Genomic DNA, 22,231 nt, shown 5'->3' on the forward strand with positions numbered 1-22,231 from the left:
GCTTAAATCTCCATACCCATGAGTTTGCCGACCGTATGCACATCCTTGTCGCCGCGACCTGACAGATTGACGATCATGATCTTGTCCTGCGCCATTTCAGGCGCGATTTTCACGGCCTGGGCAATGGCATGGGCCGATTCGAGCGCGGGAATGATGCCTTCGACGCGCGTCGTCAGCTGGAATGCATCGAGCGCCTCGTCATCGAGGATCGGCACGTAGGAAACCCGGCCGGTATCGCGCAGCCAGGAATGCTCCGGTCCGACGCCCGGATAATCGAGACCGGCGGAAACCGAATGGCCATCGAGAATCTGGCCGTCCTTGTTCTGCAGGAGATAAGTGCGGTTGCCATGCAGCACGCCTGGGCTGCCGGCACTCATGGAGGCGCAATGCTCCTCGCCATCAAGGCCGCGCCCGCCGGCTTCAACGCCGATGATCTCGACGCTCTTGTCGTCAAGGAAGGGATGGAACAGGCCGATGGCGTTGGAACCGCCGCCGACGGCCGCAATGATCGTATCGGGCAGGCGGCCTTCACGCTCGAGAATCTGCGCACGCGCTTCCTCGCCGATCACCGACTGGAAATCGCGCACCAGCTCCGGATAGGGATGCGGGCCTGCAGCGGTACCGATGAGATAATAGGTGTCATCGACATTCGAGACCCAGTCGCGCAGCGCCTCGTTCATCGCATCCTTCAAGGTGCCATGACCGGAGGCGACGGGCTTCACTTCAGCCCCCAGCAGCTTCATACGGAAAACATTGGGCGCCTGCCGTTCAACGTCGGTTGCGCCCATATAGACGACGCAGGGCAGGCCGAACCGTGCCGAGACCGTTGCCGACGCAACGCCGTGCTGGCCGGCACCGGTTTCCGCGATGATGCGGGTCTTGCCCATGCGCTTGGCCAGCAGAATCTGCCCAAGGCAGTTGTTGATCTTGTGGCTGCCGGTATGGTTGAGGTCTTCGCGCTTGAAGTAGATTTTCGCGCCGCCATCAAGACCTCTGTCTTTCGCCAGCTGGCGGACATGCCTGGTCAAACCTTCGGCATAATACAGCTTTGACGGGCGCCCGGCATAGTTGGTGGACAATTCGCGCAGCTCGGCTTTGAAGGCCGGATCATTCTTGGCGTCGTCATAGGCCTGCTGCAATTCAAGGATCAGCGGCATCAGGGTCTCGGCAACGAAACGCCCGCCGAAAATGCCGAACATGCCCTCTTCGTCGGGGCCTGTCTTGAATGAATTGGGTTCTACCGCCTTGTCCACCGTTCCGCTCCGTTTGTTCAGGCCACGCCAGCGCTTTTGGCAGCGCGCGCAACCCGGAAAAATTCTCTGATCAGGCTAACATCTTTTACACCCGGCGCTGACTCGACGCCGGATGAAATATCGATGCCGCGCGCATTCGTCGCTTCCAGCGCCTCGGCAATGTTGCCGACATTGAGGCCTCCGGAAAGCATGTAATCGATGGAAGCGTCAAGGCCGCCGAGGATCTGCCAGTCGAAAGACACGCCATTTCCTCCTGGAAGGTCAGATCCCTTGGGGGGCTTGGCATCGAAGAGAAAGCCGTCTGCAATGCCGATATAGGGGGCAATCGCGTCAAGATCGCGGCGTTCGCGCAGCGCCAGGGCCTTGATGACGGGCAAGCCGTAGCGCTGTTTCACGGCGCTGATGCGGGCTGGACTTTCGTCGCCGTGCAGCTGCAGCATATCAGGTTGCATTCCGGCAACGATCGCATCCAGCGTTGCGTCATCCGCATTCACGCTGACCGCAACGGCCTTGGCGCGGCCTTTTACGGCGGCACGCAGGCGCCCCGCAGTCTGCGGATCGATATTGCGCGGGCTTTTGGGGAAAAAGATGAAGCCGATATGCGACGCGCCTTCATCCAGCGCTGCCGCCACGGCTTCGTCGGTCTTTAATCCGCATATTTTGATATCAAGGCTCATAACCGGTGCCAGTGCCATGAAAACGCGCAAGAGTCGAGGATTTTGCGCGGTTTATCCTTCGATACTAGAGGTGGTGGTCATAGCCTGCTTTGACAAGGAAATCGAACGCATCTGCGACATCCGGCGGAACCGGTTGCGCAATCTGAAAGCCTTTGGCCGGATAGTCGATCATGCGTTTGATGTCGCCGACCATTTCATGGATCAGCTTGGGAAGCGGATAGGCCGTCAGCGGTTGATCCTCAAAGCCGTGCAGCGGTGCCGTTACCATGGCGGTTACCTCCGGCCACTGCGCGCGCACCGTCGCGAAGGCGCGGCGCTGCGTCTGCGGTTTGGTGACGATGATGATGCGCTTGACGGCATCACCAGCCATGTCCCGCGCAAAGCGGATGTTCTCGCCGATATTGGTCGCGTTCGGTTCAATCAGAATTGCATCGGCGGGAACACCGACACCAATGGCGCGCGCGGCAAACGCTTCCGCCTCGGTCGTTGTGTAGAGATGGTTGGTCCAGTTGCCGGCCTTGCCGGTGAACAGGATTTTGGCGGCCAGCCCCTGATGCCACAGATCGGCACAGCGGCCGGCCACGCGCAGATCATAACTGCCGAGGCCGACAATCAGGCCGGCCGGACCCAGCGGATCATAAACGAGATGGAAATTCCACAGGATTCGGGCGGCCGCTTCTATGGCGGGCGTGATAGGTTCCGGCATCAGCTGAAATCGATGGCCTGCAAGGCGCTGCCATTGCGTTTCAACCAGGCCTTGCAGCGTTCCGTATCCGGGCAGAGCTCTCCGCAGAGTTTCCAGAATTTGGGCCCGTGGTTCATCTCTTTCAGATGGGCAACCTCATGCGCCACGAGATAGTCGATGATCGGCGGAGGCGCCATCATGATGCGCCAGGAAAAGGAAAGGGTGCCGTCCGAGGTGCAGGACCCCCAGCGGCTTTTGGTATCCTTGAGGCGGATGATCTTGGCCCGCCGCCCGACCGTTGCGGTATGCCGCGCCACCAGCATGTCCAGATCGTGCCGTGCCTCACGCTTGAGGAAGTCGCCGACCCGGCGCGCCAGATGTGGCCGGTCGCCATGGACGATCAGGCGCGGGCCCTCCGCGCCGTTTTCCTGCTGCACGGTTCCGCGCTTGCCCGGCTCGTGCACGATGAGATGCGGGACGCCGCGGATCGGGATTTTGACCCCCGGCCGCACTTTGGGCTGGTCCGGCATCCTGGCAATGCGGGTCTCGATCCAGCCCTCGTGGCGCGCCAGGAATTTATCGACTTCGCGCGCCGGCATGCCCGGCGGCACGGTGATCCGCAATCCCTTGCCGCCCGCATCGATGCGCAGGGTAAGACGTGTCGCACGCGGGTTTTCCATCACGCGCAACGGCAGGACGCGGCCCGCAACCTCGTAGTTCCGCTCGGCTTTCAGCGTCGCGGATTTTTTCGGCGGGCTTCGGAACAGCGATAGGATCATGGCCGGGACTTTAATTGATTCGGGTGAAAGCCGTGAGACAAAACAGAGGCGGCGCCGGATCGCTCCGGCGCCGCTTTGCTGGGGACGTGCGGACAGGACTGGAGGGAACTGTCCGCGGAATGGCGTTATTCCTCTCCGGCGTCGTTGGCGCCCGGCGACGGCTTCTTTGTCGCGGCATTGCGTTCAGCCATGAAGCGGTCAAACTCTTCCCGGTCCTTGGCCCGGCGCAGTTCATGCGCATAGTCCTCGAACGCGGCGCGCATCTCTTCGAGCTTGCGGCGTTCTTCGGCCAAGCGCTCGAGTTCCTTTTCGCGCCATTCGTCAAAGGCGACATTGCCTGTGCCGAACGAACCGCGTCCGAAAGACGGACCCTTGCCGCGGCGGAATGCGCCGCAGAAGCCATCGGTGGCGCGGCTGACGTCGCGCTTGAAACCATCCAGCCGGTTACCCCAAAGGATGTAAGCGAGCATGGCGAAACCAAGCGGCCAGAACAGCATGAAACCAATAACCATCAGGGCGATGGTGGCAGGGGTCCAGCCTGGCCGGATCAAAGCAGCATTGTTCATAAAAGCTCTTCCTTCTCACGAAAGCCCGACCCGCACATGACCCCAAAAACCGGAATGGTTTTTGGATAAGGATCATGTGCCAATCCAAAAGTTATACTGCGTCCTTTGTGCGCCCTGCAGGGCGCACGGCGCAGTATTGGTCGATTGTTTACGACATGGGAGGCGGATTGCGGCTTTTCAAGAAATGCCGGGCTCGAATGCGGTAAGGGTTTGGAATCAGATATGTTTCTTTGCGTGATCGAAGGCAACGACAAGCAGGCCCGCCACCAGCGCCCAGAAGGCAGCGCCGATTCCGGCAATGGAAATGCCCGATGCCGTCACGGCAAAGGTGACGACGGCGGCAAGCCGCTCCGTCTCGTTTTTCAGCGCGATCGTCAGCGCATTGGCAAAGGCGCCGATCAGGGCAAGGCCGGCGACGAGCGCGATCAGGGGGGCCGGCAGCACGGCAAACAGGGCCACCAGCGAAGCGCCGAAAATGGCCAGTATCAGATAGGACAGCGCATAGAACGGGCCGGTCAGCCAGCGCTGTGCCGGGTCCGGATGAGCATCCGGCCCGGTGCAGATGGCCGCTGAAATGGCGGCCATGTTGCTCGTATGTGCACCGAAGGGGGCCGTCAGCAGCGAAAGGAGCCCTGTTACCTGCAAAGCCGCCGCCGTCGGCGGCTCGTATCCGGCGGCGCGAAGCACGGCAAAGCCGGGCAGGTTCTGCGACGCCATGGTGACGAGATAAAGCGGCAGCGCGATGCCGATGATCGCCCGTGTGTCGAAGACCGGCATGATGAGGGTGAGCGTCGAGAGGCCGATATCCGGCACGCTGGCAACACGGCCGCTGAGGAAGGCGAAGAGAATGCCGCCGGACAGCACGGCGAGGACCGCCATGGCCGGATTGAACAGGCGGATGACGAAGAAGAGAAGCACCAATGGCAGGACGAAGAGCGGATCGACGGGAATTGTGCGGGCCGCACCGGTCAGGAAAGCGAACAGGACGCCCGCCAGCATGCCGGAGGCAATCGATGCCGGGATTTTGGAAACCAGGCCGGAAACCGGTTTGACCAGTCCCGTGATGATGATGGCGATGGCCGTGACAATGAAGGCGCCGACACCCTGCTGCATGGTAAAGCCGGTGCTGGCCCCGATCAGCGCCAGACCCGGTGTCGACCATGCGGTGATGATCGGCATCTTGTAACGCCAGCTGAGAAAGCCGGTGGAAATGAACATGGCGAGACAGAGCGCCGTGACCCAGCTTGCCGTCTGCGCCTGGGTTGCGCCAAGGGCCTGTGCCGCCGCGATGATCAGCGCGAGCGTGCCGCCAAATCCGACAATGGCGGCAACGACGGCAGAAGCAATCACGGAGGAGCGCATGGGATGAAACCTGTTGGGGGGAATTTACAGAATGGACGTGTGGCTTTTCGAGCGGTCCACCATCGAGGCCACGGTGCGGGTGAGAAGCTCCAGATCCTGCGGGCGTGACAGGCGATGGTCACCGTCGCGCACCAGCGTAATCGTCACGTCGTCAACCGGCAAGTGATCAACCAGCCGCAGGGCGTGGGTATAGGGAACATCTTTGTCTTCCATCCCCTGCAGGATGTGCACGGGGCAGCCGGTCCGTATCACCCCCTTCAGCACCTGATTGGCCCGGCCGTCGTCCAGAAGGGCCTTGGTGTAGATATAGGGCTCCGGGGCATATTCGGATGGTTCTTCCATATAGCCCCGCTCGGCAAGCTGGCGGCGCTGGTCCAGCGTCAATTGGGGTTCGACCAGTTCGCACGTGAAATCCGGTGCCGGTGCGATCAGGACCAGCCCGGCAACACAGCTGTGTTCACCGGCCTTTTGCAGCTCTTCGATCATGCGCAGGGCGATCCAGCCGCCCATGGATGAACCGACAAGGATTTGCGGTCCCGACGAAAATTTTTTGAAGACCGCAAGGCTCTGCTCGAGCCAGAGCGAAATCGTGCCGTCGCGAAACGCTCCACCCGACTCGCCATGGCCGGAGTAATCGTGGCGCAGGAATGCGTGGCCGTTGGTTTCGGCCCATTGATCCAGCCATTCCGCCTTGCTGCCGAGCATGTCCGAACGATAGCCGCCGAGCCAGACAATGCCGGGCTCAGCCCCTTCGCGGCGGCGCAGGGCGATTGCAATGTCATTGTGGGTGAGGAATACCGGCGGGTGAGCCGTCATATGTCAGTCTCCAGGATGTGCCGCTTGCTTTTGCCATGCAAAATTCGATGATGAAACCCATTCAACTGGCAGCCATGTTGTATAGAATGCGAATATTCCTATATCTGAACCAGATGATTTATCCGTGAAAAGATGTTATTGAGCTAACCGCCGCAGACAAAGCATTGCAGGCGGGGCCCGACGGTGCTATTTGCGGGACCGAAATAATTCAAGGAGACTACTGCCATTCGCCGACCCTTTAGAGCACAGGTGGTCCAGAAAGATGGACCGCGTTCCAACCGCGATATCCGGGTACCCCAGGTACAGCTCATTGATGCCGAAGGTGAAAACCACGGTATCGTTACGATTCAGGCCGCGCTGGCCATGGCCGATGAGGCTGGACTCGATCTCGTCGAGATCGTGCCGAATGCCGAGCCGCCGGTGTGCAAGATTGTTGACCTTGGGAAACTGAAGTACCAGGGACAGAAGAAGGCTGCCGAGGCGCGCAAGAAGCAGAAGACGGTCGAAATCAAAGAAATCAAGATGCGGCCGAACATCGACACACATGATTATGATGTGAAGATGAAGGCGATCAAGCGATTCTTCGACGAAGGCGACAAGGTCAAGGTGACCTTGCGTTTCCGTGGCCGCGAAATGGCGCACCAGGAACTCGGAATGCGGCTGCTCGACCGGGTCAAGGAAGATACGGTCGATATTTCCAAGGTAGAGGCCGAGCCAAGATTGGAAGGCCGCCAGATGATGATGGTTCTGGCGCCACGTTAAAGCTGAACGAGAGTTTAAGACAAAGGCCGCCTTCGGGCGGCTTTTGTCTTGATCGAACTGGATAAGGGCTGACATGGCGCTCACATCTCCGAAGGACATGGCCCGGTTTCAGCGGCGCCGGCGAATTGTGCTGGCAGTCATCATTTTTCTGATTCTCGGCGCCTTGTTGACGGTTCGCTCTGCCTGGGCCGACAATTGGACCCACGAATACATCGAGGACTTCGGCATTGGCGTGATTGTTCTGGCAATCCTGGGCCGCATGTGGTGCACGCTCTACATTGGCGGGCGCAAGAGCTCCGAAATCGTCCGCCTCGGTCCCTATTCGATGAGCCGCAACCCGCTTTATGTGTTCAGCACCGTGGGGGCTTTCGGTATTGGCATGATGACGGGCAGCCTGACCGTCGCCCTGATATTGGCTGTGCTTTGCTATATCGCCTTCCACTTTGTCATCGTCGCCGAGGAAGGTTATCTGGAAACCGTTTTTGGCGAGACCTACCTTGCCTATAAGCGCGAAGTGCCACGCTTCTTTCCCAATCTCCGGCTTTACCGGGAGTCAGACGTTTTAAGCGTAAAATCTTCAATGCTGTACAAGACACTGGCGGACGGGCTGGTCTTTTTCATTTCCTACCCCCTGCTCGAGTTCGCTGAATATCTGCAATCGGCCAATATTCTGCCCGTCCTCTTTCGGTTTTACTGATTTTTTGCAGATCCGGAGACGATTCAGCAGTTGCGCTTTTTCCGGCTTCTCGGTATAAGGCCGCGTTCAAACCGCCCGGCAGGGCATGCCGTGGCGGTTTTGCATGCTTTCAGACTTTGGTCGGTCTGAAGTGAAATCAGAAGGGTTCAGGCTCCATCGGAGCGGCGGGAACCCTAGAAATAGGAGTAGCAAAATGCCCAAAATGAAGACCAAATCGGCCGCCAAGAAACGGTTCAAAATCACTGGGACTGGCAAGATTAAAGCCGCCGCCGCTGGCAAACGCCATGGCATGATCAAACGTTCGAACAAATTCATTCGTGACGCACGTGGCACAATGGTTCTCGCCGATGCCGATGCGAAAATCGTGAAGAAGTTCTTGCCCAACGGCCTTTAAGCCGACAGCGACGTTTTAAGGAGATCATATCATGGCACGTGTCAAACGGGGCGTTACGTCCCACGCCAAGCATAAAAAAGTTCTGAAGCAGGCTGAGGGTTTCCGCGGCCGCCGCAAGAACACCATCAAGACTGCAAAGGCTGCCGTCGATCGTTCGAAGCAGTACGCCTACCGCGACCGCAAGAACAAGAAGCGCACGTTCCGCGCGCTCTGGACTCAGCGTATCAATGCTGCCGTGCGTGAGCATGGCCTGACATACAGCCGTTTCATCGACGGTCTGAGCAAGTCCGGTATCGAGGTTGACCGCAAGGTTCTGTCGGATCTGGCGATCCACGAGCCGGCAGCATTCGGTGCACTCGTGGCTTCCGCCAAGAAGGCACTGGAATACCTGAAGAACACCACACCGAATGCTTTTGAAGGCGCTGTTCACTAAGTCAGCCGCCGTTCCCAAAGCATATTCGGAAATAAGACTTGGGAAACCCGCGCTGGCTCGGCTGGCGCGGGTTTTTCAATTTTCTGCATTGAATTGATCGCATAATCGCTCAAGACGCGAAACAGGTGAGAAGCATGGACGATCTGGTACAACTGGAAAGCGCGCTGGTCGCGCAGATTGAGGCAGCGAATGACGAAGCGGCCATCGAGGCTGTCCGTGTTGCTGCGCTTGGCAAGAAGGGCTCGATTTCGGAAAAGCTGAAATCGCTGGGCTCGATGTCGCCGGAAGAACGGCAGACGCAAGGACCGGCCATCAACGGTTTGAAGAACCGCGTCACCGATGCGCTCGCCAGCCGCAAAAGCACGCTCAAGGATGCGGCGATTGCCGAGCGCCTCGAAAAGGAAAAGCTGGATGTTACTCTGCCCGTGCGCACCGCACCGGCCGAGCGCGGACGCATCCATCCGATCAGCCAGGTCGTTGATGAGATCACGGCGATCTTCGCCGATATGGGTTTTTCAATTGCCGAAGGCCCGGATGTCGAGACCGACTACTACAATTTCACGGCGTTGAATTTTCCCGAAGGCCATCCGGCGCGGGAGATGCACGACACGTTTTTCTTCAACCCGGATGAGAATGGCGAGCGCAAGCTTCTGCGCACCCATACGAGCCCGGTGCAGATCCGCACCATGGAAAAGCAGAAGCCGCCGATCCGCATCGTCATCCCCGGCAAGACCTACCGCATGGATTCCGATGCGACCCACTCGCCGATGTTCCATCAGGTGGAGGGGCTGGTCATCGACAAGACGGCCAATGTCGCCAACATGAAGTGGGTGCTGGAAGAGTTCTGCAAGGCGTTCTTCGAGGTTCCGTCCCTGCAGATGCGTTTCCGCCCGTCCTTCTTCCCGTTCACCGAGCCGTCGCTGGAAGTCGATATCCAGTGCGACCGGTCAGGCAATGAGGTTAAGTTCGGCCAGGGCACGGACTGGATGGAAATCCTTGGCTGCGGCATGGTTCATCCGAATGTCCTGCGCCATGGCGGGCTTGATCCGGACGAGTATCAGGGCTTTGCCTGGGGCATGGGCATCGATCGCATCGCCATGCTCAAATATGGCATGCCGGACCTGCGCGACTTCTTCGACGCCGATGTGCGCTGGTTACAGCATTACGGCTTCCGCCCGCTCGACATGCCGACCCTGTTCGGCGGCCTGAGCGCATGATCAGGCACGGCTTTTCACCTGACATGGAACTTTTATGCGAGCGGTTTTGCCTTGTCGAAACCCTCAAACGCTGAAATCGAGAAACGAGTGAAATCATGAAATTCACCCTCTCCTGGCTCAAAGATCATCTTGAAACCGAGGCTTCGCTCGGCGAGATCGTCGATACCTTGACCATGATCGGTCTTGAAGTGGAATCGCTGGACGACAAGGCGGCGTTGAAACCCTTTGTCATCGCCAGGGTGCTCACCGCTGCGCGTCATCCGGATGCGGACAAGTTGCAGGTGCTGACCGTGGATACCGGCGACGGCAAGCCGTTGCAGGTCGTTTGCGGTGCGCCCAATGCCCGCGCCGGCCTGATCGGTGCATTCGCAGCGCCGGGTGCCTACGTTCCTGGTATCGACGTTACCCTTTCGGTCGGCAAGATTCGCGGCGTCGAAAGCCATGGCATGATGTGCTCAGAGCGCGAGCTGCAGATGTCGGACGAGCACAACGGCATTATCGATCTGCCGGCCGACGCCCCTGTCGGCACCAGTTTTGCGACCTATGCCGGGCTGGATGATCCGGTCATCGAAATCAACCTGACACCGAACCGTCCCGACTGCACCAGCATTTACGGTGTTGCCCGGGATCTGGCCGCAGCCGGTCTGGGCACGCTGAAAAGCAATGCCGTCGAGCCGGTGAAAGGCGCGGGCAGCCCGTCCGTCAGCGTATCGCTGGATTTCGGCGACCGCGCACCGATGTGCGAAGGTTTCGCCCTGCGCACGGTCAAGGGCGTGAAGAATGGACCGAGCCCGAAATGGTTGCAGCAGCGGCTGATGGCCATCGGCCTGCGTCCGATCAATGCGCTGGTCGATATCACCAACTACATGACGTTCGATCGCGGCCGTCCGCTGCATGTGTTCGACGCCGACAAGGTGAAGGGCAATCTCACCGTGCGCTGGGCGCGGGAAGGCGAGACGATCCTGGGTCTCAACGGCAAGGAATACACGCTGAACCCGGAAATCGGCGTGATCGCCGATGCGGAAGGCGTCGAGTCGCTTGCCGGTGTCCTCGGCGGCGAACATTCCGGCTGCGATGAGAGCACGACGAATGTCGTGGTTGAGTCGGCCCTGTGGGATGCCATGACCATTGCCCGCACCGGCCGCAATCTCGGTGTTATCACCGATGCGCGCTACCGGTTCGAGCGCGGCGTCGATCCAGAATTCATGGTGCCGGGCCTCGAACTTGCCACGCATATGATCCTTGACCTGTGCGGCGGTACGCCTTCGCAAACCCAGGTCGTCGGCTATAAGGGCCACACACCGAAGTCGGTGACCTTCCCGGCAGCGGAGGTCAAGCGCCTCACCGGTATCGATGTGCCAGTCGAGACGAGCCTCGACATTCTCAGCCGTCTCGGCTTCCAGCCGCAAGGCACGGGCGAGGTGGTGGATGTTCTGGTTCCGTCCTGGCGTCCGGATGTGGACGGCAAGGCCGATCTGGTGGAGGAAGTCATGCGTATCCATGGCGTTAACCGCATCGATCCGCAGCCGCTGCAAAGCCACGCGGCGGTCAACGGCAAGATCCTGACCACCCTGCAGATCCGCACCCGCAATGCCAGGCGCGCACTCGCCTCGCGCGGAATGATGGAAGCGGTCACCTGGTCGTTCATTTCGGAAGAACAGGCAAAGCTTTTCGGCGGCGGCCAGCCATCGCTGAAACTCGCCAACCCCATTGCCGCCGATATGTCGGATATGCGCCCTTCGCTCTTGCCAAGTCTGCTGGCTGCTGCCCAGCGCAATGCCGATCGCGGCTTCAATGATCTTGCCCTGTTCGAGGTCTCCGGAACCTATGAGGGCAATACGCCGGAAACCCAGCGCCGCGTTGCTGCCGGCGTGCGCCGCGGCACGGCCAAGCTGGACGGTTCCGGCCGCCACTGGGCGGGAAACGCCGCGCCGGTCGGCGTGTTCGACGCCAAGGCCGATGCCCTTGCGGTGCTTGAAGCGTGCGGTGCGCCCGTCGACAAGCTGCAGATCGAGAGTGGCGGTCCAGCCTGGTATCATCCCGGCCGCTCCGGCACGATCAAGCTCGGCCCGAAGGTCATTCTCGGCACATTCGGCGAGTTTCACCCGAAGACGCTGGAAACGCTTGATGTATCGGGCGCTCTCTGCGGCTTCGAAGTCTACATCGATGCGATCCCCGAGCCGAAGCAGAAGGCGACCCGTACCAAACCGCCGCTGACGCTGTCGGATTTCCAGACGGTCCGCCGCGATTTTGCATTCGTCGTCGACAGGTCGGTGGATGCGGCCTCGATCGTGCGCGCGGCGCTCGCCGGCGACAAGAAGCTGATCACGGGTGTGCAGGTGTTCGATCTGTTCGAAGGCCCTTCGCTGGGTGCCGGCAAGAAATCCGTTGCCATCGAAGTTGCGATCCAGCCGCAGGAGCGTACGCTCAATGACGAAGATCTCGATGCGCTGACCAAGCGGATTGTCGAAAGCGTTGGCAAGCAGACCGGCGCTGTGCTGCGCGGGTAGGATTAAAGACTGCAGAGCCACGCACAATGGTCATGCGACCAAAAACCCACCAACAAAAAAGGGGCGCAATGCGCCCCTTTTCATTTGGTCCGGAACCGGAACCTATTTCTGGATGACTTTCCAGTTCTTGTAAAAGATCGAATTGCTGCCCTTGAGGATCAGGCCCATGAACGAGACGATGGCGGCATAGAGGCCGGGCAGATGGGACGGGCGGAGAATATCAACAAACAGGCAATAACGCGTCTGGTCGGTCTGGTTGACGGACTGGTGCATCAGCGTGTCGTCGAAAATGAACAGCTTGTCGTCCTTCCAGTAGCTCGTCGTGTCGCCGCACCAGATATAGGCCGTGCGGTCGTTCATGTCGTTGATGTTGTAGAGGACGCGGATGGTGGCGCGGATCGGGCCAAAATGTTTTGACGTCGAGTTCTTCTTGTTGAACACCGACACGCCGATGGTCTTCACGAAATTGTACTTCTCGTAGAAGGACGGCACGCTGACGAAGCTGGGCTGGTCTTTGCCATACCATTTGAAGAAGAACATGCTGCGGGCCTGCTGCTCGGCGCGGGACTGCAGTTTGCCGACCAGGTCTTCCTTCTGCGTCGCGGTGATGAGGCGCTTGACTTCCGCCTGATAGTCGGACGGCAGGTCTTCCAGCTTGTAGACGCCCTTGTTGACATAGGGCAGCGACAGGATGTCGAGAACGATGTTCAGCGGCGACAGGATCCAGGTGAACAGGCCGTTGCCCCAGAAATACTGTTCGACCATCTGCAGATCGATGTTCTTGTTGCGCGACAGGTCATAGATTCCGCAGATCAGGTAGAAGATCACGAGATAGGGAACGAAATAGGCAAGAATTGCCAGGAGAACCAAACCGACAGCCCAGCGTCTGATCGACTTTTTTGTTGCTTTTTCCATTGTATTCCAGCTTCAGAAGGCCTGACCATCGATGAACGAACAGGGGTGGTTTGGCGTGTTAGAACAAATAAATTGCATGCACATTGCAGGGCTGCCCTGGCGGTCTTCGGCCCCGGCAACGGCGTGAAATAGGCCTCACACCGTACCATCTGTCAAGCTGGCATCATCCATGGCGGATTTATAATGTGATTTTTCTATTCAACAAATATTGGCAATCTGTCCGGAAGGCAACAGTCGCGCCTGCTGCTCTATAAAGGCGAAACAGGCAGTGCGGGGCGCTGATTGCGCAGCGCCCCGTCGCCGGTATCAGCCGTTGACGAGCGCCAGTGCGGCATCCGTGTAGCGGTTGCCCGCCACCCGTGTGGGTGAAAGCGCATCGCCGATGGTTTTCAGGTCCGCGGAGGAGAGGGAGACATCGGCCGCCGCCGCATTTTCCTCCAGGTGCCTGATCTTGCGCGCACCGGGAATCGGCACGATGAAATCACCCTGATGCAGGACCCAGGCGAGAGCCAGCTGGGCCGCTGTAATGCCTTTGTCTGCCGCCATCCTCTTCAAGGTGGCGATCAGAGCCGCATTGGCATCCATATTGTCAGCTTGGAAACGTGGCAGGGTCTTGCGCCAGTCATCTGCACCCAGCTCGTCCGGTTTGCTGATCGTGCCGGTGAGGAGGCCGCGGCCGAGCGGGCTGTAGGGGACAAAGCCGATGCCAAGTTCGCGGCAGACGGCAAAGACCTCGTCTTCCGGCTCGCGGCTCCACAGCGAATATTCGCTCTGCACGGCGGTAATCGGATGTACCTTGTGGGCGCGGCGGATCGTGGCGGCACTGGCTTCGGACAGGCCAAGCGCCTTCACCTTGCCCTGCTGCACCAGCTCCGCCATGGCGCCAACCGTGTCCTCGATGGGAACATTCGGGTCAACCCGGTGCTGGTAGAACAGGTCGATCTGCTCGATGCCGAGCCGTCCGAGCGACGCTTCCGCAACGGCCTTCACATGTTCCGGATGGCTGTTGACGCCGATCATCCGCGATGGGCCCACGCCTTCGTCGGAAATCCTGAAGCCGAATTTTGTGGCAATGACAACCTTGTCGCGCCGGTCTTTGAGGGCCTTGCCGACGAGAATCTCATTGTCGAACGGGCCATAGACCTCCGCCGTATCGAAAAAGGTCACGCCGATATCCACGGCACGATGCAGCGTGCGGATCGCATCTGCCTCGTCCTGTCCGCCATAGGCAAAGGTCATGCCCATGCAGCCGAGACCCACGGCCGATACATCGAGTTCCCCGAGTTTGCGCTTTTCCATCACTGATCTCCTTTTGCTGTGATGGCGGCAAGGTAGAGTGCCGATCAGTGTTCGATAATTCCCATATTTTTTCACAGGTTGTTCTATATAATAGATCAATGGATCGATCATACCTGCCTCAACTCTCCGTTTTTGCCACCGTTGCGGCCTGTGGCGGCTTTCGGGATGCCGCCAGGGAACTGGGCATTGCGCCGTCAGCCGTCAGCCACGCCATTTCAACCCTGGAACAGAGCCTCGGCGTGCGCCTTCTCGCGCGCACCACGCGCAGCGTCGCGGTGACGGAGGAAGGCGCGGTGCTGCTCAAGCGGCTGCGTCCGGCGCTGGCGGAAATCGATCTGGCGCTCGATGCGGCCAAGGAAGCCAACAACCGCATTGCCGGAACCCTGCGGCTGAGCGTTCCACCCTTTGCCGCGCACTGGCTGCTGGCCCCGCGCATCGCCGCATTCGCCGCGGCCTATCCCGGGGTGACGCTTGAACTGCGTGTCGAAGAGCCGTTCAATGACATCGTTGCGGCTGGTGTTGATGCGGGTATGCGGCTCGGCGAGAGCCTGGAGCCGGACATGATTGCGGTGCGCATGAGCGATCAGATCCGGGCGAACATCGTTGCGGCACCGGATTATTTCGACAGATACCCGATACCGCTGCACCCGCATGATCTTGCCGGCCATCTGTGTATCCGCCGCCGTTTTGCCAGCGGCCGGGTCTATCGCTGGGAGTTCGAGAAGGACGGCGAGGAAATCGTCATGGATATGGACGGCCCGCTGATTCTCGGTGACGACCGGCTGGTTATCCAGGCCGCGCTGGACGGCGCTGGCGTGGCCTTCCTCTTGGAGCAGATGGCGCAGGAAGCCATTGCCGATGGGCGTTTGCTGCGTGTGCTCGATGATTGGTGTGCCCCGTTTCCCGGGGTCTATCTCTATTACCCGAGCCGCCGCCAGATGCGCCCGGCCCTGCGTGCCTTCATCGATTTTTTCAAAGTCTGAACCCGCGGCTTCTTCCCATTCAGCGCCGTCTTGTCTAGGTTGCACGCCGACAAAAAGGAGAAGTCATCATGTTCCGTTGGGGTGTTCTGTCGACAGCGAAAATCGGGGTCACGGCGGTCATCCCCGCCATATGCGATGCGGAGAACTCCATCCTGTCGGGCATCGCCAGCCGCGACCTCTTGAAAGCGCGGGCGGTGGCCGGACGATTCGGCGCGCCGCATGCCTTCGGCTCCTATGAGGCCATGCTGGCCTCGGCCGATATTGACGGCGTCTACATACCGCTTCCCACCTCCCAGCATGTGGAGTGGTCGTTGAAAGCCGCCGAAGCGGGCAAGCATGTGCTGTGCGAAAAGCCGATCTCGCTGCATGCCGGCGAAATAGCGGCCCTGCAGCGCGCCCGCGACACCCATGGCGTTCTGATCGCCGAGGCGTTCATGGTGACCTATCACCCGCAATGGCTGAAAGTGCGCGATCTGATCGCCGGCGGCGCCATCGGCCGGCTGCGCCACGTGCAGGGTGCCTTCACCTATTTCAACCGGGATGCAGGCAATATGCGCAACCAACTGTCGCTCGGCGGCGGCGCCCTGCCGGATATCGGTGTCTATCCAACGGTTGTCACCCGTTTCGTTACCGGTAAGGAGCCGGTCCGGGTTTCGGCCAATGTCGAGCGCGATGCGGATTTCGGCACCGACTGCTACGCCAGCGTGCGCGCTGATTTCAACGGTTTCGAACTGTCCTTCTATGTCGCCACCCAGCTGGCCGCGCGCCAGTCGATGGTTTTTCACGGCGATGAAGGGTTTATCGAGGTGCATGGGCCGTTCAACACCGGCAAGTATGACCATGCCCGCGTCACGCTGCATGACAAGACCCACACGGGTGCCACGGAATGGAGTTTCGGCGACGTGAACCATTATCGCCTGCAGATCGAAGCCTTTGCCCGCGCGGCGAAGGGCGAGGATGCAGCGGTGTTTTCCCTGGAAAGCTCGGTGCTCAACCAGAAGCTGATCGACGCGGTCTATCGCGCCGGGGACACCGGCAATTGGGAAGCAGTTTCCTAGGGTCCAGACCGTCGTTCACCAATACACGCCGCCGCGTGCCACATGCACGTGCGGATCGCCATCCGGGGTGTTGAGACTTCTCGGGCAGGCTTCGCATTCGGCCTCCGGGCCGGATACCACCGGCTTGCCGGACTGGGTGTTGAGCAGCGACAGGATTTCCAGATTGCTGGAATTCCAGCGCCCGTGCTGGCGGCCGATCTGCGGAACCGGTGAAGGACGGGTGCGGATCCGGTCCTGCGGCTTCACCATGAGCGTCGCGAGGATGTCGTCGGGCAGTGCTTCGCCGCGGGCCACCACACCCGATGCGTCTTTCAGGGCTTTCAGCCGCGCCACGCGGGTTTCCGTCAGCGGATGCGTGCGCAGGATCGACGGATCGGGAATGCGTCCGCCCGGCAGGATCAGATTTTCCCACAGCCTGCCCTGGGCTTTTTCCAGTTTTGTCAGGGCCTGGGCCAGTCCCTCCGGGTCGCCCGTCAGCAGGGATGCGCCAAGATCGGCATCGAACTCGCGGGTGCGCGACAGCGCCATCTGCAGAAGGCCGCCAATGGTCGGCGCAACCAGCAGCAACAGGACCCCCAGCCACGGCACCTGCGCGTGGGCGCCGCTGGCGAGGAATGTGATGTTGAAGAGCAGGGACACCATGCCGATAGTCGACATCAGCGAGGTAAAGCGCGACACCGTGTCGGCCAGCGCCATCACCTTCAGGTCCTCATTGCGGATATGGCTGATTTCATGCGCCAGCACGCCGGTGAGTTCGCGCGCCGTCAGCACCCGAATCAGCTGGTCTGTCACCGCGACCACGGAATTGTCTTTCCGGCCGACGGCGAAGGCATTCATCATGCGGGAGGGGATGACGTGAAGCTCGGGTGGCCGCGGCAGACCGGCCCGGCGGGATAATTCCTCGACGATGGCCAGCCCTTGCGGAAATTCAGCGCGGGTGACAGCCCTTGCCTTATACATTTTGAGCACCATCTGAGGACTAATGCGCCGGATGGCGACAAGGCTTATTGCGCCGAAAACAAAGGCGTAGATAATGCCGACGGGCCCCGCCAGCGTAAAAGCGCAGACGACGAGCAATGCCAGGCTTCCGGCAAGAAGCAGCCATGTATGCAGCGTATTGATCAGCTGGCTGCGCCGGTGTTCGGGAAGGTTTAAGTGGAGTGCATCATCGGTCATAGGCGATATATGGCGCTAAAAAGCCGGTTTGCCGAGTCTTTTAAGGCAATTAGGCGTGTAAATGCCGCAGCTTCTGACTTGCATGGTAATTTCAGCCTTCTTATATAGCCCACAACACGCAAGTTCGGCTCGCTGTGGTCGTCTTGTATTGTTTAACCCCCCTAGGGGCTGCTGAATGGAATGCTCGGCAGAGGTCCCGGCAGCCTGCTGAATGGAGAGAAGTATAATGGCTAAAGTTATCGGTATCGATTTGGGTACGACCAACTCCTGCGTCTCCGTCATGGACGGAAAGAACGCGAAGGTCATCGAAAATGCGGAAGGTGCGCGCACGACGCCTTCGATCATCGCTTTCACGGATAGCGATGAGCGCCTTGCTGGCCAGCCGGCCAAGCGCCAGGCTGTCACCAATCCGGAAGGCACGGTCTTTGCGGTCAAGCGTCTGATCGGACGCCGTTTTGACGACCCGACCGTTGAAAAGGACAAGAAGCTTGTGCCCTATCACATTGTCAAAGGCGACAATGGCGACGCTTGGGTGGAAGTTCACAACCAGAAATATTCGCCTTCGCAGATTTCCGCGATGATCCTGCAGAAGATGAAGGAAACGGCGGAAGCCTATCTCGGTGAAAAGGTCGAGAAGGCCGTCATCACCGTTCCTGCCTACTTCAACGATGCCCAGCGCCAGGCCACCAAGGATGCCGGCAAGATTGCTGGCCTCGAAGTCCTGCGCATCATCAACGAGCCGACCGCAGCTGCCCTGGCCTATGGCCTCGACAAGAAGGAAGGCAAGACCATTGCTGTCTACGATCTGGGCGGCGGTACGTTCGACGTTTCCGTCCTGGAAATCGGCGACGGCGTTTTCGAAGTGAAGTCGACCAATGGCGATACGTTCCTTGGCGGTGAAGACTTCGACATGCGCCTGGTCGAGTATTTTGCGGCCGAGTTCAAGAAGGAACAGGGCATCGACCTGAAGAACGACAAGCTTGCCCTGCAGCGCCTCAAGGAAGCTGCGGAAAAGGCCAAGATCGAACTGTCGTCGGCCCAGCAGACCGAAATCAACCTGCCGTTCATCACGGCCGATGCTTCCGGTCCGAAGCACCTGACGATGAAGCTGTCGCGCGCCAAGTTCGAAAGCCTGGTTGACGATCTGGTCCAGCGCACCGTTGAGCCCTGCAAGGCAGCGCTCAAGGATGCGGGCCTCAAGGCCGGCGAAATCGACGAAGTGGTTCTGGTCGGCGGCATGACCCGCATGCCGAAGATCCAGGAAGTCGTGAAGGCCTTCTTCGGCAAGGAACCCCACAAGGGCGTGAACCCCGATGAAGTTGTCGCCATGGGCGCAGCCATTCAGGCCGGCGTTCTGCAGGGCGACGTCAAGGACGTTCTCTTGCTCGACGTGACGCCGCTGTCGCTCGGCATCGAAACGCTCGGCGGCGTATTCACCCGTCTGATCGACCGCAACACGACGATCCCGACGAAGAAGTCGCAGACCTTCTCCACGGCCGAGGACAACCAGTCCGCCGTGACGATCCGCGTCTTCCAGGGTGAGCGCGAAATGGCTGCCGACAACAAGGCGCTTGGCCAGTTCGACCTCGTGGGCATTCCGCCCGCACCGCGCGGCGTTCCGCAGATCGAAGTCGGTTTCGACATCGATGCCAACGGTATCGTCAATGTGTCGGCCAAGGACAAGGGCACGGGCAAGGAGCACCAGATCCGCATCCAGGCATCTGGCGGTCTTTCCGATGCCGACATCGAAAAGATGGTCAAGGACGCCGAAGCCAATGCCGAGGCCGACAAGAAGCGCCGCGAGGCGGTCGAGTCGAAGAACCAGGCGGAAGCCCTGATCCATTCGACGGAAAAGTCGCTGAAGGATTACGGCGACAAGGTTTCGGCCGAGGACAAGCAGGCAATCGAAACGGCTCTGGCCGAATTGAAGACTGCGACCGAAGGCGACGACGCCGAAGCCATCAAGGCGAAGACGCAGACCCTTGCCGAAGTTTCGATGAAGCTCGGTCAGGCCATGTACGAAGCCGCGCAGGCCGCTGAAGGTGAAGGCGACAAGACCGAAGCCACGGCCAAGGGCCATGAGGATGTCGTCGACGCTGATTTCGAAGAAATCGACGAAAACGGCAAGAAGAAGTCTGCATAATCCGCAGCACACACTATGATGAAAAGCCCGGCCCAGTGCCGGGCTTTTTGTTGGTGCTTGAGCGCAATGTCTTGCCTTCATCAGAAAAAATCGCGCCAACTTATCCACGTTCTCCCATCCTCGCTTATCCTTCTCGTGTCCTTTCCGGCGGGAATGCTTCCGGAAACTTTCGAAAGTCGGGAAAGGATCGGCGCTTCGGCCTCGCGGGGAGGAAAACCTGTGCGGCCGGGGAGGTTTCACCTCTCTGCCACAGCTTCATGGGGGCCCGAAAGGTCCGGTGAAGCGGCAGAACAGGGTGAAAACACAAATCGCCGGGGCGGGTGGTCCTTGGATCGCAAGCATCGCATACCGGACTACCCCAAGACCCGCGTTCCAAGGACCGCCCGTCATTCTCTTCTTTCAATGGCCAGACGCAAATGCGGGCGTGGCAACGGGAGAAACTGGGCACAGCAGTCTTTCAGCAGGCGGTGGATTGGAGCATTTTGGTTTTCACAGGTGTATAAAACCGTGGAAGGATTGCCACACAAACGCAATAATGCGCAAATATGCGCCACGTGGAACGAATCAATCCAAGTAGACTATGGCATTCGGGGCGCTGAACACCTAAATACCGGTCTAAAACGAGCTTCTGCGTGGGGCTCTCTGATTGCATGGAACGAGTGTTTGGATGAAGGCTGACTATTACGAAACCCTCGGCGTAGCCAGAGGCGCTGATGAGAAAGAGCTGAAAAGCGCTTTCCGCAAACTGGCGATGCAATATCACCCCGACAAGAATCCGGGCGATGAGAAAGCCGAGCACAAATTCAAGGAAATCGGCGAAGCCTATGAAACCTTGAAAGACCCCAACAAACGCGCGGCCTATGACCGGTTCGGTCACGCGGCGTTTGAAAATGGCGGCATGGGCGGAGGCGGCGGTTTTGGCGGCGCCGGTGGTTTTGCCGATATTTTCGAGGACATTTTTGGCGAGATGATGGGCGGCGGGCGCCAGCGCCGCTCCGGCGGACGCGAGCGCGGTGCCGATCTGCGCTACAACATGGAAATCACGCTGGAAGAGGCCTATGCGGGCAAGACGGCCCAGATTCGCGTGCCGACATCCATCACCTGCGATGAATGTTCCGGCAGCGGCGCCAAGCCGGGCACATCGCCCGTCACCTGCAACACCTGCGGCGGTTCCGGCCGTGTCCGGGCGGCGCAAGGATTCTTTTCCATCGAGCGGACCTGCCCGACCTGCCATGGCCGCGGCCAGACCATCAAGGATCCCTGCACGAAGTGCTCGGGCCAGGGACGAATCACCGAGGAGCGTTCGCTCTCGGTCAACATTCCCGCCGGCATCGAAGACGGCACCCGCATCCGTCTGACCGGTGAGGGCGAAGCCGGTGTTCGTGGAGGCCCCTCGGGCGACCTCTATATTTTCCTGTCCCTGAAACCGCATGAGTTCTTCCAGCGCGACGGGTCGGATCTTTACTGCAAGGTGCCGATTTCCATGACCACGGCGGCGCTGGGCGGCCAGTTTGAGGTGGCCACGCTTGACGGCACGCAGACGCGGGTCAAAATCCCCGAAGGCACGCAGAATGCCAAGCAGTTCCGCCTCAAGGGCAAGGGCATGCCGGTTTTGCGCCAGCCGGCTATGGGCGATCTCTATATCCAGATCGCCATCGAGACGCCGCAGAATCTCAACAAGCGTCAGCGCGAATTGCTGGAAGAATTCGAGCGCGTGTCGTCCCAGGACAACAGCCCGCAATCATCAGGCTTTTTTGCCCGCATGAAGGAATTTTTCGAGGGACTCAGCGAGTAAATTTGTTACGGATTTAAGACAACGGGCCTTGCTTCCGCCACGAGTTGCGTCATAAATTTGTCTACCTGCGACGGGAGGATGGGAATGACACGACCACTGGGAAAAAAACTCGCTGAAAAATTCGGCGAGGAGATCCGGTTTTTCAAAGGCTGGATGCATGGACCGAAGGCCGTGGGCTCGATTCTGCCGACCAGCTCCATCACCGCGCGCCGCATGGCCAGCGTCGTCAATCCGCATTCCGGCTTGCCGGTGCTGGAGCTTGGACCCGGCACCGGCGTGATCACGCGGGCGATTCTCAATCGCGGCGTTGCACCGGACAATCTCTTCTGCGTCGAGTATTCCTCGGATTTCGCCGCACATCTGCGTGCGGATTTCCCCGGCGTGAACATTATCGAGGGTGATGCGTTCAACCTCGACAAGACGCTCGGCGGCCATAAGGACCAGATGTTTGATTCGGTCGTCTCTGCGGTGCCGCTGTTGAATTTTCCGGTCGGGGACCGGGTGAAGATCATCGAGGACCTGCTGCGCCGCGTGCCGCATGGCCGCCCGATCGTCCAGATCACCTATGGTCCGATGTCGCCGGTTCCTGCCGGCCGCGGCAATTACAAGATCGAACATCTCGATTTCATCATCCGCAATGTCCCGCCTGCCCGCCTGTGGATTTACCGCCGCGCCTGATTTGCCTTTCATTGTCTGACCCATAGAGGGAAC

General features: G+C 59.6%; 21 protein-coding genes. 11 read left to right on the top strand and 10 right to left on the bottom strand.

The genetic code is table 11. The annotated features are described in order from the left end of the window. Positions 1 to 2: 2 nt before the first annotated feature. The 7 genes from trpB to ACTJJ7_RS09290 form a co-directional block, all read right to left on the bottom strand. Positions 3 to 1,253, bottom strand: coding sequence for a tryptophan synthase subunit beta (gene trpB, locus ACTJJ7_RS09260; RefSeq protein ID WP_105734105.1), 1,251 nt, complete (start codon positions 1,251 to 1,253; stop codon positions 3 to 5). Positions 1,254 to 1,270: 17 nt separating this feature from the next. Beyond that, positions 1,271 to 1,930 (bottom strand): phosphoribosylanthranilate isomerase, encoded by a 660-nt coding sequence (locus tag ACTJJ7_RS09265; RefSeq protein ID WP_440966699.1) that lies wholly within the window; start codon positions 1,928 to 1,930, stop codon positions 1,271 to 1,273. Positions 1,931 to 1,994: 64 nt separating this feature from the next. Beyond that, the gene (locus ACTJJ7_RS09270) at positions 1,995 to 2,624 is read right to left on the bottom strand and encodes a YdcF family protein (RefSeq protein ID WP_440966848.1); all 630 of its coding nucleotides are present in this window, start codon (positions 2,622 to 2,624) and stop codon (positions 1,995 to 1,997) included. Positions 2,625 to 2,635: 11 nt separating this feature from the next. After that, positions 2,636 to 3,394, bottom strand: coding sequence for a M48 family metallopeptidase (locus tag ACTJJ7_RS09275; RefSeq protein WP_105734104.1), 759 nt, complete (start codon positions 3,392 to 3,394; stop codon positions 2,636 to 2,638). 125 nt (positions 3,395 to 3,519) lie between these two features. Beyond that, complete coding sequence (locus ACTJJ7_RS09280) at positions 3,520 to 3,960, bottom strand: DUF2852 domain-containing protein (RefSeq protein WP_440966701.1); 441 nt, start codon at positions 3,958 to 3,960, stop codon at positions 3,520 to 3,522. 216 nt (positions 3,961 to 4,176) lie between these two features. Continuing rightward, positions 4,177 to 5,322 (bottom strand): benzoate/H(+) symporter BenE family transporter, encoded by a 1,146-nt coding sequence (locus ACTJJ7_RS09285; RefSeq protein ID WP_130271390.1) that lies wholly within the window; start codon positions 5,320 to 5,322, stop codon positions 4,177 to 4,179. 24 nt (positions 5,323 to 5,346) lie between these two features. Beyond that, a complete protein-coding gene (locus ACTJJ7_RS09290; protein WP_440966703.1) occupies positions 5,347 to 6,138 on the bottom strand; it encodes an alpha/beta hydrolase in 792 nt (263 codons plus the stop codon). Positions 6,139 to 6,363: 225 nt separating this feature from the next. On the opposite strand from ACTJJ7_RS09290, the gene infC reads away from it, so the two are divergent. From infC to pheT, 6 genes are all read left to right on the top strand, one after another. Next, entirely contained in the window at positions 6,364 to 6,900 is a 537-nt protein-coding gene (gene infC / locus ACTJJ7_RS09295; RefSeq protein ID WP_105734100.1) for a translation initiation factor IF-3, read from the top strand. Between the two features lie 73 nt (positions 6,901 to 6,973). Continuing rightward, positions 6,974 to 7,597, top strand: coding sequence for a methyltransferase family protein (locus ACTJJ7_RS09300; RefSeq protein WP_105734099.1), 624 nt, complete (start codon positions 6,974 to 6,976; stop codon positions 7,595 to 7,597). 193 nt (positions 7,598 to 7,790) lie between these two features. Continuing rightward, a complete protein-coding gene (gene rpmI / locus ACTJJ7_RS09305; RefSeq protein WP_008127399.1) occupies positions 7,791 to 7,991 on the top strand; it encodes a 50S ribosomal protein L35 in 201 nt (66 codons plus the stop codon). A gap of 31 nt (positions 7,992 to 8,022) precedes the next feature. Further along, positions 8,023 to 8,424: a 50S ribosomal protein L20 gene (gene rplT, locus ACTJJ7_RS09310; protein WP_091879294.1), complete on the top strand. Its 402-nt coding sequence runs from the start codon at positions 8,023 to 8,025 to the stop codon at positions 8,422 to 8,424. A 134-nt stretch (positions 8,425 to 8,558) separates the two neighbouring features. Beyond that, the gene (gene pheS / locus ACTJJ7_RS09315) at positions 8,559 to 9,641 is read left to right on the top strand and encodes a phenylalanine--tRNA ligase subunit alpha (RefSeq protein ID WP_105734098.1); all 1,083 of its coding nucleotides are present in this window, start codon (positions 8,559 to 8,561) and stop codon (positions 9,639 to 9,641) included. A gap of 95 nt (positions 9,642 to 9,736) precedes the next feature. Beyond that, positions 9,737 to 12,151, top strand: coding sequence for a phenylalanine--tRNA ligase subunit beta (pheT, locus tag ACTJJ7_RS09320; protein ID WP_440966706.1), 2,415 nt, complete (start codon positions 9,737 to 9,739; stop codon positions 12,149 to 12,151). 102 nt (positions 12,152 to 12,253) lie between these two features. Here the strand turns inward: pheT and ACTJJ7_RS09325 are convergent, their stop codons facing one another. Continuing rightward, positions 12,254 to 13,066 carry an aspartyl/asparaginyl beta-hydroxylase domain-containing protein gene (locus ACTJJ7_RS09325; RefSeq protein ID WP_105734096.1) on the bottom strand — a complete coding sequence of 271 codons (813 nt, stop codon included), beginning with the start codon at positions 13,064 to 13,066 and terminating at the stop codon, positions 12,254 to 12,256. Between the two features lie 306 nt (positions 13,067 to 13,372). Then, positions 13,373 to 14,365: an aldo/keto reductase gene (locus ACTJJ7_RS09330; protein WP_440966708.1), complete on the bottom strand. Its 993-nt coding sequence runs from the start codon at positions 14,363 to 14,365 to the stop codon at positions 13,373 to 13,375. Positions 14,366 to 14,463: 98 nt separating this feature from the next. On the opposite strand from ACTJJ7_RS09330, the gene ACTJJ7_RS09335 reads away from it, so the two are divergent. Beyond that, entirely contained in the window at positions 14,464 to 15,348 is an 885-nt protein-coding gene (locus tag ACTJJ7_RS09335) for a LysR family transcriptional regulator (protein WP_440966710.1), read from the top strand. A 68-nt stretch (positions 15,349 to 15,416) separates the two neighbouring features. Beyond that, the gene (locus ACTJJ7_RS09340) at positions 15,417 to 16,406 is read left to right on the top strand and encodes a Gfo/Idh/MocA family protein (RefSeq protein WP_105734093.1); all 990 of its coding nucleotides are present in this window, start codon (positions 15,417 to 15,419) and stop codon (positions 16,404 to 16,406) included. Positions 16,407 to 16,421: 15 nt separating this feature from the next. On the opposite strand, the gene ACTJJ7_RS09345 is transcribed toward ACTJJ7_RS09340, so the two are convergent. Then, positions 16,422 to 17,582, bottom strand: a complete 1,161-nt coding sequence (locus tag ACTJJ7_RS09345) for a zinc metalloprotease HtpX (protein ID WP_130271400.1) — start codon at positions 17,580 to 17,582, stop codon at positions 16,422 to 16,424. A 226-nt stretch (positions 17,583 to 17,808) separates the two neighbouring features. Between ACTJJ7_RS09345 and dnaK the strand changes: the two genes are divergently transcribed. The 3 genes from dnaK to pmtA all read left to right on the top strand — a co-directional run bounded on the left by dnaK (position 17,809) and on the right by pmtA (position 22,198). Further along, positions 17,809 to 19,725, top strand: a complete 1,917-nt coding sequence (dnaK, locus tag ACTJJ7_RS09350) for a molecular chaperone DnaK (RefSeq protein ID WP_105734091.1) — start codon at positions 17,809 to 17,811, stop codon at positions 19,723 to 19,725. A gap of 667 nt (positions 19,726 to 20,392) precedes the next feature. Continuing rightward, positions 20,393 to 21,520 (top strand): molecular chaperone DnaJ, encoded by a 1,128-nt coding sequence (gene dnaJ, locus ACTJJ7_RS09355; RefSeq protein ID WP_440966713.1) that lies wholly within the window; start codon positions 20,393 to 20,395, stop codon positions 21,518 to 21,520. An 84-nt stretch (positions 21,521 to 21,604) separates the two neighbouring features. Beyond that, on the top strand, positions 21,605 to 22,198 hold the full coding sequence (gene pmtA / locus ACTJJ7_RS09360; RefSeq protein WP_105734089.1) for a phospholipid N-methyltransferase PmtA: 594 nt from the start codon (positions 21,605 to 21,607) through the stop codon (positions 22,196 to 22,198). The last annotated feature ends 33 nt before the right edge of the window (positions 22,199 to 22,231 follow it).

The organism is Phyllobacterium sp. 22229 (assembly GCF_052056495.1).
In the GTDB taxonomy this organism is placed as follows: domain Bacteria; phylum Pseudomonadota; class Alphaproteobacteria; order Rhizobiales; family Rhizobiaceae; genus Phyllobacterium; species Phyllobacterium myrsinacearum.